Annotated in this window: 15 protein-coding genes; 5 read left to right on the top strand and 10 right to left on the bottom strand. The window is 61.9% G+C overall.

Going from position 1 to position 15,776, the window contains the following annotated elements; all coding sequences use genetic code 11:
• Positions 1-82: 82 nt before the first annotated feature.
• Complete coding sequence (locus tag GRI32_RS09945) at positions 83-2,086, bottom strand: adenylate/guanylate cyclase domain-containing protein (protein ID WP_237437508.1); 2,004 nt, start codon at positions 2,084-2,086, stop codon at positions 83-85.
• Between the two features lie 321 nt (positions 2,087-2,407).
• Here GRI32_RS09945 and gdhA point away from each other — a divergent pair, with 321 nt between their 5' ends.
• The 5 genes from gdhA to GRI32_RS09970 all read left to right on the top strand — a co-directional run bounded on the left by gdhA (position 2,408) and on the right by GRI32_RS09970 (position 7,668).
• Complete coding sequence (gene gdhA, locus GRI32_RS09950; protein ID WP_160591817.1) at positions 2,408-3,763, top strand: NADP-specific glutamate dehydrogenase; 1,356 nt, start codon at positions 2,408-2,410, stop codon at positions 3,761-3,763.
• A gap of 15 nt (positions 3,764-3,778) precedes the next feature.
• Positions 3,779-4,564, top strand: coding sequence for an enoyl-CoA hydratase-related protein (locus tag GRI32_RS09955; RefSeq protein WP_160591819.1), 786 nt, complete (start codon positions 3,779-3,781; stop codon positions 4,562-4,564).
• Positions 4,565-4,658: 94 nt separating this feature from the next.
• Positions 4,659-6,710, top strand: a complete 2,052-nt coding sequence (locus tag GRI32_RS09960) for a pilus assembly protein TadG-related protein (RefSeq protein ID WP_160591821.1) — start codon at positions 4,659-4,661, stop codon at positions 6,708-6,710.
• Positions 6,711-6,715: 5 nt separating this feature from the next.
• The gene (locus GRI32_RS09965) at positions 6,716-7,231 is read left to right on the top strand and encodes a TadE/TadG family type IV pilus assembly protein (protein ID WP_160591823.1); all 516 of its coding nucleotides are present in this window, start codon (positions 6,716-6,718) and stop codon (positions 7,229-7,231) included.
• The gene (locus GRI32_RS09970; protein WP_160591825.1) at positions 7,228-7,668 is read left to right on the top strand and encodes a TadE/TadG family type IV pilus assembly protein; all 441 of its coding nucleotides are present in this window, start codon (positions 7,228-7,230) and stop codon (positions 7,666-7,668) included. Before GRI32_RS09965 ends, GRI32_RS09970 begins: the two co-directional genes overlap by 4 nt.
• A gap of 61 nt (positions 7,669-7,729) precedes the next feature.
• On the opposite strand, the gene GRI32_RS09975 is transcribed toward GRI32_RS09970, so the two are convergent.
• From GRI32_RS09975 to GRI32_RS10015, 9 genes are all read right to left on the bottom strand, one after another.
• Positions 7,730-8,533: a class I mannose-6-phosphate isomerase gene (locus GRI32_RS09975; protein WP_160591827.1), complete on the bottom strand. Its 804-nt coding sequence runs from the start codon at positions 8,531-8,533 to the stop codon at positions 7,730-7,732.
• A gap of 76 nt (positions 8,534-8,609) precedes the next feature.
• On the bottom strand, positions 8,610-9,737 hold the full coding sequence (locus GRI32_RS09980; RefSeq protein ID WP_160591829.1) for an oxidoreductase: 1,128 nt from the start codon (positions 9,735-9,737) through the stop codon (positions 8,610-8,612).
• A 116-nt stretch (positions 9,738-9,853) separates the two neighbouring features.
• Positions 9,854-11,035: an APC family permease gene (locus GRI32_RS09985; protein WP_160591831.1), complete on the bottom strand. Its 1,182-nt coding sequence runs from the start codon at positions 11,033-11,035 to the stop codon at positions 9,854-9,856.
• A gap of 130 nt (positions 11,036-11,165) precedes the next feature.
• On the bottom strand, positions 11,166-12,053 hold the full coding sequence (locus GRI32_RS09990; protein WP_160591833.1) for a TauD/TfdA dioxygenase family protein: 888 nt from the start codon (positions 12,051-12,053) through the stop codon (positions 11,166-11,168).
• A 45-nt stretch (positions 12,054-12,098) separates the two neighbouring features.
• Positions 12,099-12,296, bottom strand: a complete 198-nt coding sequence (locus GRI32_RS09995; RefSeq protein WP_160591835.1) for a helix-turn-helix transcriptional regulator — start codon at positions 12,294-12,296, stop codon at positions 12,099-12,101.
• Positions 12,296-12,718, bottom strand: coding sequence for a hypothetical protein (locus GRI32_RS10000; RefSeq protein ID WP_160591837.1), 423 nt, complete (start codon positions 12,716-12,718; stop codon positions 12,296-12,298). Before GRI32_RS10000 ends, GRI32_RS09995 begins: the two co-directional genes overlap by 1 nt.
• The gene (locus GRI32_RS10005) at positions 12,715-13,305 is read right to left on the bottom strand and encodes a hypothetical protein (protein ID WP_160591838.1); all 591 of its coding nucleotides are present in this window, start codon (positions 13,303-13,305) and stop codon (positions 12,715-12,717) included. The genes GRI32_RS10000 and GRI32_RS10005 overlap by 4 nt, the downstream gene beginning before the upstream one ends.
• Positions 13,302-13,487, bottom strand: coding sequence for a hypothetical protein (locus tag GRI32_RS10010; protein ID WP_160591840.1), 186 nt, complete (start codon positions 13,485-13,487; stop codon positions 13,302-13,304). The genes GRI32_RS10005 and GRI32_RS10010 overlap by 4 nt, the downstream gene beginning before the upstream one ends.
• A 217-nt stretch (positions 13,488-13,704) precedes the next feature.
• Complete coding sequence (locus GRI32_RS10015) at positions 13,705-15,759, bottom strand: TonB-dependent receptor domain-containing protein (RefSeq protein ID WP_160591842.1); 2,055 nt, start codon at positions 15,757-15,759, stop codon at positions 13,705-13,707.
• Positions 15,760-15,776 lie beyond the last annotated feature (17 nt).

The following is a 15,776-nucleotide window of genomic DNA, read 5'->3' on the forward strand; positions in this document are numbered from 1 at the left end:
ATTGATTGGATTGTTTTCAGGCTTAGGCCGCCCGATGTGAATTGCGTGTGACTTGGATGAGTGTTTCCGCATGCCGTGGTGACTATTTCCCGGCAAGGACATGCGCCCCCGCTTCGTTCAGATTGTGACTGCGTTCTATCAAGGCGCGCAGGCCCTCGTCATCGGGATGGCGGGCGCTGATCTCCTCCAGCATGGCAAGGCCGGCGGCCTTGCTGTCTGGCATGACGACCATTTCCAGCGCCTCGGCCAGCGCTTCCCGGTCTTCCCTGGGGAAATCGGGGGCCGGTTCAAACAGGGCCACGGGGCTGGAGCGGCCTGACAGGACCACGCTGCCCATCGGTCGCCACCAGTCGAGCGAGGTGCGGCTGGCGATTTCCTGGCTGGCCATGACCGATGTCTTGAGTGCCTTGTTGGCCGATTCGAGCCGCGCGGCGGTGTTCATGGAATCACCCAGTGCGGTATATTGAATGCGGTTCTCGCCGCCGAAATTGCCGACCACCGCTTCGCCGAAATGCATGCCCACGCGGGTCTTGCCGATCTTGGGCAGGTCCGGGTCCATCGCCGCCACTTCCTGGCGGAAAGTCTCGCCAGCCTGCCACATCGCATAGCCGGCCTGTGCGGCGCGGTCCGCATCGTCCGGGCGGGCGATCGGCGCACCCCAGAACGCCACCACCGCATCACCCACGAACTTGTCCAGTATCCCGCCATGATCGAGCACCACGGCGCTGAGCATCTCGAGATAGCGGTTGAGCAGCTTGGCGACCATTTCCGGCTCTATCGCATGGCTCATCTTGGTGAAGCCTTCGAGGTCGGAGAAGATCACATAGATCTCCCGCTTGGCGCCGCCCAGAGCCAGCAGTTCGGGCTTTTCGATGATCTCCTCGGCAATGCTCTGCGGCAGATATTTGCCCAGCGCGCCTTGTGCGAACTTGCGCTGTACCGCGCCCGCAGCCCGGGCGGCTGATACCACGGCGGAGAACGCCAGCACCCAGCCCAGCGCCGGGCCGATGCTGGGGAACAGATAGGTGTCCACCCCGCGCGCGTGCAGGAAGAAGGGCAGGCCGATGAACAGCGCCAGCTGCGCCACCAGCAGGGGTATGAACTTCCAGCTCTTCACTTCCAGCAGCGCGGTCAGTCCGGCTGCCAGCACCACCACCCCGGCGAAGAACCACAGGAACAGCGGCGAGGGATGCGGCAGGCGCGCGCCATCCAGCATCTGGGCAATGGTGTGGGCGTGGATTTCAATTCCGGGAGGGCGCACATCGCGCGCACCGCCCGCCACCGCATCATCGTCGAAGCCGGAAAGCGGCGTCAGCGCACGGTCGTAATCGATGATGTCCCCGCCCAGCAGCACATAGGCGCCATTTACCTGCTCCTCCAGCGGAGCGCGCACTTCGGGTATGGCCAGCAGCTCATCATTGGCGAACAGGTCGATCTGCAGCGTGGTGAACACCGGCCGGTCTACCAGCGCCGGCTTGCGATAGCGGATGGCCCCTTCATAACCGGGCATCGCCAGATGCGCGTCATCGGCGTTGCTTTCCACCATCGAGCGGCCAAGCAGCGGGGGCAGGCCTTCCTCTATGGTTGGCCACACGCGGGTGACGCCCGAAGATTCGGCCAGTCGCACGCTGGCGGGGTAGGCATTGCTGCCTTCCAGCTGGGCCATGAATTCATCGAGAAACTGCTGCTGCTGATATTGGATATCGAGCGAATTCGTCGCCGTTTCGGCATAGGCGATGGACACCGGGGTGTTCATCGATCGCAGCGCGTCGATCAGTTCGCCGTCTTCATCCTGCGGCTGGTCGAACAGGATATCGATGCCGATGGCCTTGGCGCCCATGCCATCGATATTGCGCAAGGCCCGGGCCAGCAGGCCGCGATCGAGCGGGGAGCGCTTGCGCAGGTTGATCAGCGTCTGATCGTCATAAACGATCATCAGCACGCGGTCGTCCTGCTCCACCTGCTCGGCCAGGATATAGCTGCGATAGTCATACAGCGCGCGTTCGGCATTGTCGGTGAACGGCAGGTTCCAGCTGAAGCGCGCCAGTATCAGCGCGGCGATCAGCAGGAAAACCGTTATCGCCAAGCGCTGCGACCCCGCTTCGCGCACAGAGCGCCAGCCGGCAGAAAACAGATTTTTGGTAGCCTGTCTGGGCATCGCTTAGCCGCAATACCCCCGAAGCCGATCCTGGCTTGTCATTCCACCCCCTCCTGGAACGTTGCTTTGCCCTGAAAGGACGTTGGGGCATCGTCCGCTCCAAGGCAAGTGATAAGGGGATTGCACCAGCAGCCTTTATTTCACTCCCCCGAAGTGGTCTGATTGCGGCGAGTACATGTCGGCGAGTCGCATCAGGAACTGGAAAGTCCAGTTCCTGCCATTCGCCGTTACTATTGGGGGGATATACTCATGGCAGTTTCCGATCACGTTGACTTCGATACCTTTATGGCGGGGGTAAAGAAGCGCAATCCGGGGCAGACCGAATTTGTTCAGGCAGTCCACGAAGTGGCAATGGACATCTTTGATTTCATTGAAGACAAGGAACAATACCATGCCGCGCAGATCCTGCGCCGCATGGCCGAGCCGGACAGGGTGATTTCCTTCCGCGTGTGCTGGGAAGATGACAATCACAACATCCGCGTGCAGCGCGGCTGGCGGGTGCAGAACAACAACGCCATCGGCCCGTACAAGGGCGGCATTCGCTTCCACCCCAGCGTGACCGAAAGCGTGCTGAAGTTCCTGGCGTTCGAACAGACCTTCAAGAACTCGCTGACCGGCCTGCCGATGGGCGGCGGCAAGGGCGGTTCCAACTTCAACCCCAAGGGCAAGAGCGATGCCGAAGTCATGCGCTTCTGCCAGAGCTTCATGACCGAACTGTACCGTCACATCGGCCCTGAGACCGACGTGCCTGCGGGCGACATCGGCGTGGGCGGGCGTGAAATCGGCTACATGTTCGGCCAGTACAAGCGCATCACCAATCGCTGGGAAGGCGTGCTGACGGGCAAGGGCATCGAATATGGCGGCTCGCGGATGCGGCCGGAGGCGACCGGCTATGGCGCGGTCTATTTCATGCAGAACATGCTCAAGCATCAGGGCCAGGACATCGAAGGCAAGACCGCCGTCATCTCCGGTTCGGGCAATGTGGCCACGCACGCTGCGGAAAAGATCGTCCAGCTGGGCGGCAAGGTGCTGACCCTGTCCGATTCAGGCGGCTTCATCCATGATCCCGACGGCTTCACCCAGGAGAAGATCGACTGGGTCAAGCATCACAAGACGCACACACGTGGCCGGATCAGCGAATATGCCGATCACTACACCAGCGCGACTTTCCATGGTGATGGCGCCCGTCCGTGGGACGTTCCGGCCGATCTGGCGCTGCCTTGCGCAACCCAGAACGAGCTGGACGAGGACAATGCCAGGTCACTGGTCGCAAACGGCGTTATCGCTGTGTCCGAAGGCGCCAACATGCCGACCACGCTGGACGGGGTGAAGGTCTTCCACGATGCCAGGATCATGTATGGTCCGGGCAAGGCGGCCAATGCCGGCGGCGTGGCGGTTTCGGGTCTGGAGATGAGCCAGAATTCCGAACGCATCAGCTGGAACCATGAACGCCTGGGCGAAATGCTGACCGATCTGATGGAAGGCATCCACGGCAAGTGCGTCGAATATGGCGACCAGGGCGGCTATGTCGACTATGTGAAGGGCGCGAATATCGCGGGCTTCAAGAAAGTCGCCGATGCCATGCTGGCTTTCGGGGTCGTCTGATTATAAACGGTCTGCATGGCCGAATATGAAAACCTGATAGTGGAACAGCGTGGCGGGGTTACCCTCGTCACGCTGAACCGCCCGCAAGCCCTCAATGCCCTCAACTCCGCCGTGCTGGAGGAGCTGATTACTGCCTTCGCCGCTTTCGAGGCCGATGACACGCAAGGTTGCGCGGTCATAACCGGCTCTGGCGAAAAGGCCTTTGCCGCCGGGGCGGACATCAAGGAAATGGCCGACAAGCCGCTTTCCGAATTCTATTCCCAAGACATGTTCAGCCGCTGGCAGAGCCACCTGGTCTGTGCCACGCGCAAGCCGTGGATCGCCGCCGTGAACGGCTTTGCGCTGGGCGGCGGGTGCGAACTGGCGATGATGGCGGACTTCATCATCGCATCGGACAAGGCGAAGTTTGGCCAGCCCGAGATTACGCTGGGCGTCATCCCCGGCATGGGCGGATCGCAGCGCCTGACCCGCGCTGTGGGCAAGGCCAAGGCGATGGACATGGTGCTGACCGGCCGCATGATGGACGCCGCAGAGGCAGAAAGCAGCGGACTGGTGGCGCGTGTGGTCCCTGCGGATGACTTGCTGGCAGAGGCGATGAAGACCGCCGCCAAAATCGCCGCAATGCCTCCTCTGGCGGCAAAAGCAGCCAAGGAAGTGGTTAATGCTGCTTTCGAGAACACGCTGGAATCCGGCATCAGGCATGAGCGGCGGATGTTCCACATGCTGGCGGGAACGGCTGACAAGGCAGAAGGCATGGCCGCTTTCGTCGCCAAGCGGGAACCGCGCTTTTCCGGGCGATGATTCAACGCTAGAGCATTGTACTTATGGTAAAGTTTAGCCCACGTTAACCATACATCTAGAGCTTGCCTTATCTCTGATCCGGCTAACTGGGCTCATGTCCACAATCCGTTTCCTCCGACTCGGTTACAAGCGCCTCCTCCGCGATGTTTCGGGTGGCGTCACGACTATCGCGACACTGGCGCTGCCGGTCGTTATCGGAGCGGCCGGGCTCGCATTCGATCTCAACCGCGGATATCAGACGCGGGAGATCAACCAGCGTGCCGCCGATATGGCCGCCCTGGCTGCGGCCATGGCTTATTCTACCGCCGGAAACGAAGCGGTCCTCACGCCCACGGCGCGCGACATCGCGCTTGCCAATGGAGTCAGCGCGGCATCCGTAAGTGCCCAGCTGGTATCGGATTTCCCCAATGCCGGGGACCAGTCCGTGCGGGTGACGATTACCCGCGCCCTGCCATTTTCTCTTGCTTCCGTGCTCGGTTTTTCCGGGACCTTCGATGTGTCCGCCGGCTCGCTCGCCAGCCTCAGCTCCAGCGTCAATTATGCTGCGCCCTGTTACCTGGCGCTGGATGGCGGCAATGCCGCGATATCGGTGACCGGCGGCGCCTCGATCGATGCGCCCACCTGCTCGATCGCGGCCATTGGCACGGTGGAGAACAAGGGCCAGCTGATCCGCGGCGCCGATATCATATCGGGCGGCGGGGACATTACGGTGAATTACGGCACGCTGGATGCCAATACGCTGCGCTTCGCGGGTGTCTTTTCCAAGCCGGCATGGAACAATAATGTGCCGCCGGTTGAGGATCGCATCAATGAAGCCACACCGCTGGCCGATCCGTGGGCGAATGATCCCGCATTGATCAGCGCATATGGCCTGCTGGGCAATTACAGCGCGCCCGCGACCATTCCCATGCCCACCATCAGCGGTGGCAGCGATTTCAAGATCAAGCAGAACGGCGCCAGCAACAACGTCAAACCCTATCAGCAGTCCAACAGCAGCGTCTATGTCTTCCCGGCGGGCACATATAACATTGCCGAGCTGAACATTGCCGGCGGCATGAACGTCAGCTTCGCCAACGGATCAAGGATCAACGTTTCGGGCAATGTCGTGATTGGCGGCGGATCAACCGTCAATTTCGGCAACAGCGATGTTGTGGTGAAAGGCAATTTCGGCAGCGGATCGACCGGCGTCACCATTGGCGCTGGCACCTTGTGGATTGGCGGCAGCGCAAAGTTCGAAGGCACCAACACCAAGGGCAACGGCGATGTGTTCATTGTCGGCGATGTGAATTTCTGGGGCGGATCGCGCATGACCATGGGCGCGGGCCAGCATCTGTTTGGCGGTAATGTGGATGTTGGCGGCGGCGCGGATGTGCTGCTGGGCGCGGGTAATTTTCAGGCGACAAACGGCCTGAACATGAGCGGCGACAGTGAACTGGCACTGGGCGCGGGCAACGTGGTGATCGGCCCGGGCAATGGCGGCAATGCCATCAAGATGATGGGCTCTGCCCGTTTCTTCATGGGCAATGGTGCGTTTTCCGCCAATGGCGATATCGATACCGCTGGCGGCACCAGGCTGGTGTTCGGCGTTACCGGCAATCATTACATCAACGGCGATCTCAATCCCAAGGGGTCGGTGCTGTTCGGTCGCGGGCGCTATACCGTGAACGGCGATTTCGAAAATGGCACGGGCGGCACGACCTGGCCCTATTATTCCGACCTCACCGGCCAGACCTATGGCAATGTGGTTGAAGGGCAGAGCGGCAGCGGATTCGACATGGTCGGGATTGAAGTGACCTTCATCCTGAATGGCGTGATCAAGCTTGCGGGCGGTGCCAAGACCAAACTCGAAGCGCCGTTCTATAATGTCACGGGTGCACAGATTTCCGAACTGCTGGTTTCCAGCGAAAGCGCCAATGACGCAAACTGGACTGGCGGATCGGTCAATGCCTTTGCCGGCACCATCCATTTCCCCAATGCACAGGTGAAGATGGCCGGCGGCAACAGCACCGCAGGCAATGGCAAGTGCATGACGCTGATTGCAGACACCATCCGCGTGAATGGCGGTGCTGCAACGGGAACGGCCTGCAACCGGATGGACCCCAACGCCGGTGGCGGTGGCAGCGCCAGCATCAGGCTGGTCGGGTGACCGGTATGCTCAGGATTATTCGTCGACTGTCTGGCCTGAAGGCGGACAACAAGGGCGTGGCCGCGGTTGAATTCGCGCTGTGGACCACCGCATTCTTCTTTTCGGTGATGGTGGCGATCGATTTCGGCACGTTCTTCCTCGAACGCGGCAAGCTGAATGGCGCAGTGGGCGCCGCTGCCGTGTCCGGCTTCAACACCGCTGACAACGTCAATTTCGGCAGCATGCCAGGCTATGTCCGCAGCCTTACCGGTGAACCGGCAACCGCTGTCACCATATCCTGCAATGGCACCGCCAACAGCTGCACCAACCTCAATCGCACCTGCGCCTGTCTGAAATCCAACGGCACCTATGTTTCCGCGAGTTGCGGCAATACATGCACGGGCACCGGTGTGACGGCCGGGTCCACGGCGGGTTATTACATGACCATCAATGCCACCAATCCCTTCACTCCGATGATCCTGCCCAACAGCGCTCTGGCTGACACGGTCTTGTCCCAGCAGGCCACGGTGCGCCTGCAGTGAACCCTTTCAAACGCCTGAAACGCCTGCAACGCACGGGCGGCCTTATGCGCTGCGAACTGGGCGCGACGATTGTCGAATTCGCGCTGGTGGCGCCGGTGTTCTTCATATTCCTGTTCGGCACGATCGAAACCAGCCGGCTGGTGTGGATGCAGCAGACGCTGGATGAAGTGGCCTATTCCACGGCGCGCTGCATCTCTGTCAGTTCATCCTGCGATACCGCAACCGAGCAGCGCGACTATGCTGTCAGCCGGGCATCGGGATATGGCATTGGCGTGGCCAACGGCAATGTGGCGCCGCAGGTCGATGTGACCTGCCGCGGATTTCCCGGCTCCAGCAGGGTCAAGATCACCCATGCATTCGATTCGGTAATGGGCGGACTGGTGCCGGTATTCCCGTCACAGATCGTGGTTGAGGGCTGTTACCCCACGCTTTCTTGAGGTTGGGGCCCTGAAACTTGGGGGCCTGAAGCTGCGATCATAAACGGCCGGACTGGCTGGTTCAGGCCAGCGCCCGGGCAATCAGGCAATCCCCATCACGGGCCAGATGCACGTCCGCAAGCGAGGGCGCGAAGGCACATTGGCCGGGGCTGATTGCCTGTCCATCCACCGCAATATCCCCCACGCGCGGTATGGCCAGCAGCGGGCCGTCATAGCGCGCCAGCAGTTCAGGCGAAGCCAGACCATCGACCCTGTCCAGAGTGAAGAAGGGGCCGTCCACCAGCGGCACGCTGCCCGATGGCGGCAGGTGGCGACGAAGCTGCGCATCATGCGGCGTGCCGCTGGCCACCTCTATCGCCTGATCCAGATGCAGCTCACGCGGGCGCCCGTAATCATACAGGCGATAGGTCAGGTCTGAATTCTGCTGAATCTCGATAATGGCCACGCCCGGCCCGATGGCATGCACCGTATTGGCGGGGATGTAGAAGAAATCGCCCGGCTTCACCGCATGCCACACCAGCATGTCTTCGATCGATCCGTCCAGCGCGGCGGCGCGCATGGCCGCCTGATCCAGATCGCCTGCAAAACCCACGCCCAGCACCGCGCCGGGCTGTGCATCGATCACCAGCCAGCATTCCTCCTTGCCCTGCCGGCCAAGTCCGGCGGCCTGCGTCTGCTCATCCGAAGGGTGCACCTGGACAGACAGTTTCTCGCTGGTGAAGATATATTTCACCAGCAGATCGGGCAGCTGGGCGGGCGGTTCAAACCAGATCTCGCCAATCCGCTGTCCGGCAGGCACGGTGAACGGCGCAGGCAGGCTGTCACGGCCCCAGGGCTTTTCAACACTGCGTGTGGGAAGCAACATCGGCGCTCAACTCTCGCGGCAGGACAGATCGGTGCAATACAGCACAATCATCTGCGAATTATGAAACGGGCGGCGGTTATGCGCCATGCGCTTCCTCGACAATCGACAGGTCCCATTCCAGCTGGCCCAGATCGTCGCGCCGGAAGGTGCGGATGGCATCGTAATCGCGGGCCTGCACCTTGTTGACGAAATCGGGATCGCCGATCAGCGCGCGGCCTACCGCCACCATGTCAAATTCACCCGCGCTCATGCGCCGGGCCAGCTCGTCTATTGCCACTTCCACGCGCGGCCCGGGGTCCAGCCCTTCCATGAACACCGTCATCACATCGATATCCAGCCCGACAGAGCCGACGGTGATGACCGGCAATCCGCCGCCTGCCCTGGTCCATCCGGCCAGGTTCCGGCCATCGCCTGCCCATTCGGCATCCCAGAAGCGGCGGGTGGAGGCATGCAGGACATCGACGCCAGCCTTACGAAAGATGGTGGCCATCTGCGCCAGATCTTCAGGAGAAGGGGCGACCCTGGCCTCAAAATCCACTTCCTTCCATTGCGAGAAGCGCAGCGAGATGAGGAAATCCGGTCCGCATTCCGCGCGGATGGCGCTGACGATCTCCGCCGGAAAGCGCGCGCGGTGGGCGATCAGCGGGCCGCCATAGCCATCATCGCGAATGTTGGAGCCGTGCCACAGGAACTGATCGAGGAAATAGCCGTGGGCGGCATGCACCTCCACCCCGCAGGCGCCAATGTCCTGCGCAATCCGGGCCGAACGCACGAAACCATCGCGGATCTGTGCCAGCTCATCCACAGTGGCGGCGCGCCCGCTTTCCTTGCCGGGATGGGCCAGGCCACTGGCGCTGAGGGCGTGGCCATCCGTGCGCATCGCCCCTTCGTGCCACAATTGCAGCATCATCTGCCCGCCGCCCTGGCGCACCTCGTCCACGCAATGCGCCCAGGCATCGCGCGTGGCCGGGTTGATATGCGCCGATGTCGGCTGGACGGTGGCGGAAGGGTGATCGATCGCCGCGCTTTCCCCCACGATCAGCGCCGTGCCGCCTTCCGCGCGGCGGCGGTAATAGGCGGCCAGCTCCGCGCTGGGCGCGCCGTTGCTGCACATGCCGCGCTGCATGGCGGGCATAACCCAGCGATTGTGGAAGGTCACCGTGTTCAAGGTGATCGGGCTGAACAGGATATCGTGATCGCTCATCGGGCGGGCATAACACTTTTTCCGTAGCAGTTACTGGTTCCGTAGCGGTTACTGGTTCCGTGGCAGTTACTGGCCAGGCGGCAGATACTGGCAATCAGCACGCCGCGCGCAGCCTATCACCCGGCATTGGATGATTCCACGTCATTCCCGAACAATACGATCATCGCGCCCAGTGCCACCAGCAGGCAGAATCCCAGCTTCCTGTGCCATGGCGTGCCGGGGATGATGAAGGCGCGCCTTGCGGCGATGGCGGATTGCAGCGTGTAATACAGGGCAAAGGCGCGGCTGGCATAGGCGATGATCTGGAAGACATCGGCCTCCCACGTCATCACGATCCCGATGAAGACCAGCAACACATAGCCATAGCGGGCAGTCATGCGGCCGCGGGTCAGCTCCTCCACCAGCCCGCCGGAGCCGCTGGTATCGGCAATGGCCGCGCTGAACTGTGCCGCCAGCGCCGCCAGCACCAGCATCACCGTCAGCAGCGGCGTGATCAGTGCCATCAGGTCGATGATCGCGGTCTCGCTGAGCTGGAACTCGCTGCGGTCAAAGGCATAGGCGAACAGGCCGATATAGATCATGTAGATCGCCGTGCAGACCAGCTGCGCAAGGCGCATGGAGCTGATCCGGGTCTGCGGATCATATTCCTGGCCAAGATAGCGCGAAGTCTCGAAGCCCTGCACGGTGATGACCAGACCAAAGGCGAGCGTGACGGCGGGCCAGCCGGACAGCTGTGCCTCATGGAAGAACAGCTCCCCCGCGCTGGCGCGCTGATAGAAATACCACGTCAGCCCGATCAGCAGCCCGGCAATCACCGCCAGCTTGATCGTCACTGCGGCATATTCCATCCGCTCCAGCGCCTTGAAACCGTGGAACCAGCCGACCGCCAGAATCAGGATGTACACCGCCGATGTCAGCAGCCTGGCATTGACCGGATTGTCATAAGGGGTCTGGCTGATGGCGAAGGCGCCGAACAGGTTGAGGTAATATCCGACCGAAATCATGAAGGCGAAAACCAGCGCCCATGAAGCGCCCAGTTCCAGCCGTTCGACCGCCATATCCTCCACCGGTCGGGGCACGTTGCGGGCAAAGATGTTGAAGCGGATCGCCTCGCCGAACAGATAGGCGCCAATGCACAGCCCAGCCATCACCAGCGGCGCGCTTCGTCCGTATGCTGACACCAGAATGGGCGCGAGCACCAGGAATCCGCTGCCGATGATCGATGCAAGCGGCGTCACCGTTGCCCGCCAGACCGTGGACTTGGCAAAGCGCGGAGAGAGCAGCAGCAAGCCTGCCATGACAACGGACAACAGGATCGCGATATTGAGTGCCAAGGCGTTGTCCGATCAAGCGGCTGCGGGCGAGGGAGGCGCTATAGCTGGCGCGCCGCACAATGTTGCAGGCAAAATGCGCGCGCGATCCGGTTTCTCACCCCGCCAGCGCCGCTTCTCCCCTCCACAATACGTCCGAGGTGACGATGGGCGTGCCATAGAGCAGGCGGCGTTCGTCCGGGTCGAAGCTTTCGCGGCGGTGGGCGCAGGCGCGGTTGTCCCAGATGAGGATATCGCCCGCGCGCCATTGGTGCAGATAGTTGAACGCCGGCAGCGCGACATGATCGTAGATCGCGTCCAGCAAGGCGGCGCTGCCATCCTTGTCCAGCCCGGTGATGCGCGGCGCGGTATCGATGTAGGAGAGGATGCGCCGTGCCCCCAGGAACAGGAATTTTGCCCCGGTCACCGCATGGCGCTGCACCAGCGGAACCTTGCGGAACAGCGCCGGGTCTTCGATATCGGCATCGTCCAGCTCGCCTTCGAAATCATTGACCTTGAGCGGGAAATGGATCGATCGCCCCTCGATCCGCGCCAGCAGGTCTGCGGGCAGGGCGTCATAGGCGGCGACGAGGCTGGCGATCCCGGTGCGCCCGCCTGACTTGGTCACCTCCACCCCGTGCAGGGCGGTGGCGGGCGGCGGGACGGCATCGGTCCAGCGGTCCTGATGCCAGCCCATCTCGTCATTGCCGAACTGGCCGACATTCCTGCCGCCGCTCTCGATATTGGAGACCAGCCGCAGGCCCTTGAAACCGTCAATATCGATCGGTTCGTGATAGCGCGAAGTGTCGGAGGCATCGGGCTGCCCGAACTTGCGGATCAGATCGACATACTGGCGCGGCGTCAGCACCGTGCCGCGGATCACCAGCGCCAGATGCTGGTGGAACAGATCGACCAGAGCGTCTCGTGTGCCCTCATCCAGCGGGGCGGTGGTATCCAGTCCCACCACCTCAATCCCCAGCGCATCGGCCAGCCTGCGTGTCTGCATCCTTGTTCTCCCGCACCGGAGAATGCCGCAAGCCGGGGGCTTTGCCTAGGCCTCGTCGCGCAGGAAGATTTCCTCGATCGGCAGTTCGAAAACATCGGCAATGCGGAAGGCCAGCGGTAGCGAGGGATCGTATTTGCCAGTCTCGATGGCGTTCACGCTCTGGCGCGAAACACCCAGCTGTTCAGCCAGGTCCTGCTGGCTCCAGTCGCGCTCTGCCCGCATAACCTTGAGACGGTTTTTCATTATTCGCCGCCCGCCGTGCCCATGGTGAACTTGTTGTAGATCCCGCCAATCGCGGTGGCGAAGCACCAGATCGTGGGCCACCAATAGGCGGTGACATGGCCGACCAGCATATATTGTTCCAGAAATCCCCACACGGCTGCCGCAGTCAGGGCAATACCTGTGGCGACCATGATCTGGCGGACAAGCAGCAGGCGCAGGAACTCATCGGTCTGCTCGGTCACCAGCCGCACCAGAATCCAGAATATCGATGCCAGGCACAGGCCCGGAATGGCGGCGAGCAGATAGGCGAGCGGTCCAGCAACCTGTTGCTGTTCGATCAGCCAGTCGGCGCTGAACAGCGATACCAGATAGATCGCCATCGAAATGCCCATGCGCACATAATAGCGGCGCATCTCCGGCGTCTTGGTCAATGACGTGGTCATTCTTCCTCTCCCTTGGCGCGCTGGAAGCACATGCCGATCCCCAGCCCGATGGCCCACACGGGGAAAACCCACCAGCTCCAGATATGGCCGACCAGCCCGTACATCTCCAGAAAGCCCCAGATCGTCCCCAGCACCAGAATCAGCGCGAGGCCGAACAGCGCGCCGGTAGTGGCCCGGTGGCGCAGATATTCGTCATCCTCTTCCTGAAGGTAGCGATACATGGTCCAGATCATGCCCATCAGCGGCACCAGCGGGGCGATGGCCAGCGCCCACATGGCGGGCGAACCATCGGCCACCAGATGAGACAGGTTCCCGCCGCCGATCATCGCCACCATGTAGATCACCATCACGAACAGCACGCGCCGGTTATAGACGCGCAGGGCCGGGCTCATCGCGCCCTTCAGTTCCTGCCTTGCCTTGGCCGCGCGCGTCATCGGCACCAGCAGCCCCATGTTCAGCGCGATCAGGATGATCGGCACCGGCTGTTCGATCACATCGAAAATATGGGCAGCTGCGATCAGCGCCATATTGATGATGAACAGCGCCGACCACAGCAACGGGCGCGGCATCGCCTGCTGCGCGGTCATGCGTCATGGGCCTTGCTGATGCAGCGATTACCGCCGTTCCGGCCCAGTGAGAGGACCCACATCACCGGCAGCACGATCAGCAGCGTGCTGCTCATGTCCGGCGTAATCATCTGCTGTGCACCCAGCCAGGCGGCCAGCAACATGGCAGCGGCAAAGGCGAGGGCCGTGTAAATCTTCTTCATATCAAGCTCCCTTGAATTTATGTAAAGGAAGCTAGACATGGAGCCTCTTTATGTCAAGCACCATTGACATGATGATTGGGAGGCTTGACTCACGAGACCGCAAGTGCCGGAAATTAAGGAAGAAAGGCCCGGCTGTCGCCATGCACGCAGCCGGGCCTTTCATGGTCCTGGCGCTAAAGGAGGGTCGCACCAGGTCCCGCAAGATTGATGTGAGGCTTCAGAACCTCTTGGTTACGCCGACTCGCAATTGCCGGGGTTCGACGATGCGGCTGTTGCGCCCCTCGATGCCTTCTGCCGGCTCACCGGGCAGGCGCACGGCGTAGAAATAGTCGATATCGTCATCCTTGGAATCGAGCAGGTTGAGCACCTCGCCATAGAATTCGAAGCCGCTGAAATCGTCAGGGGTCCAGGCCAGCCGGGCGTTGACCAGCACGGTGGAGGCGCCGCGCTGCGAATTGTCCTCGATCAGCGGATGCGGCCCCAGATAGCGCGCGCGAATGGCGGCATTCCACTGGCGGAAGGCGGCCGAAACCCCCAGCTCGCCGGAACTTTCGAGTGCACCCGGAACGAAATTCTCGCCTTCGGGCAGGCCCGTGAAGCGGCTGTGCGATCCGGTCCACACCGCGTCCACGGCCAGCCAGTTGTTGGGCTTCCAGAAGGCGGTGAGTTCGTAACCGTGGCGCTTGCTGGGATCGCTCGGTTCCACCGCGCCGCTATCGCCGACATAGATAAGCTCGCTGTCGATGCTGCTCCACCAGTATACGCTGCTGAAGATCAGTCCGCCGCGCTCCACGCGGAAGCCGACCTCTTCGAATTCGCCCTTGACCAGGCCGGGTGCGGGATTGGTGGGATTGGTCACGCCGCGGGCATCGTTGGAATGGAAGCCCTCGCCATAATTGGCATAGAGGGCGATACCGTCGGCCACTTCGTAATTCACGCCGATCTTGGGCGCGAAGGTGTCGTCATTGGCCTTGCCGGACCACACGTCCACGCCGTCCAGCGCTTGCGTCCTGAAGCCATACCAGTCCCCGCGCATGCCCGCAGTCACGAACAGGCGGTCGAGCGGCTCCCACGTTGCCTCGGCATACAGGCCAATGGATTTTTCGTTGATGTCGAAGCTGTTGTAATTGAACTCCAGCGCGCCATCGATCGTCTCATCCAGGCCGATCGGGCCGATCTGGTCGAAGCGCGTTTCCGCCCCGGCGCGCAGGGTCAGGCGATCCGTCGGGCGCAGCGTGCGCTCCACCCGCCCGCCAAAGGTCCAGCGTTCCTCGAACTGGCGCAGCTGGTCGCCATTGACCGGGTCTTCCAGGAAATAGGTGAAATTGGACAGCAGGCTCCAGTCGTAGTGCTGGGTATAGGCTGTCAGCCGCCAGTCATCGCTTTCATAATTGGCGGTCAGCACCTGCCGCTTGGTATATCCGCGCAAGGTCGGGTCCAGCGTGCCGAAATGGTCCTCCACCAGCGTGCCGATGGCGCGTTCGGGCAATTGTTCGGTGGGTGCCCAGCTGGCATCATAGACATGCAGGGCAATCTGGAAATCGCCATCGCCAACGGGGGCGGAATATTTGACCAGCCCGGAATAGCCCTCAAAATCCTCGGGCAGCTCCCACGGTCCGTCATTCAGCTTCACCTGTCCCACGACCAGCAGGTCGCCATTGCCCAGCGGCACGGAGCCGCCTGCCACGAAGCGGCGATAGCCATAAGATCCCACCTCCGCCGTGGCGAAGGGTTGCAGCTGGTCATGGGTGGTGATGAAACTGGCGCCAACGAAGCTGAAATCGCCGGTGTCGGCACGGTAAGGACCCTTGCGGTAGTCCACCCGGCCCACCGTCTCCGGGATCAGCCCGTTCACATCCAGATAGCCCTGTCCGTGACCGTGGGTGCGAAAGTTGACCGGCATGTCATCGATATACAGCGCGTAATCGGTGCCGTGATCGAGGTTGAACCCGCGCAGGAAGAACTGGTTGGCCTTACCGCCACCCGAATGCTGGGTGGCGATAAGGCCGGGGGTGGCTTCAAGAATTTCACCGGGACGCAGCAGCGGACGGATCTCCAGATCGGCGCCGGCCACGCCGCCCTCGCTGGCGGCAATGGCTTCGCCAATGCGCTTCTCGCCGCGGCCATAGACATAGATCACATTGCCGCTGTCTTCATCGATCACCACGCCGATGTTCTCACGCTCGCTCTGCACCTGTTGTGCCGCGTTCTGGGTTGTCTGGGGTTCGACCTCAGCTGCGGCCTCCTCCTGCGCCCAGACAGGAACAGCCACGCAACCAAGCATGGCAA

The organism is Alteraurantiacibacter aestuarii, from assembly GCF_009827405.1.
In the GTDB taxonomy this organism is placed as follows: domain Bacteria; phylum Pseudomonadota; class Alphaproteobacteria; order Sphingomonadales; family Sphingomonadaceae; genus Alteraurantiacibacter; species Alteraurantiacibacter aestuarii.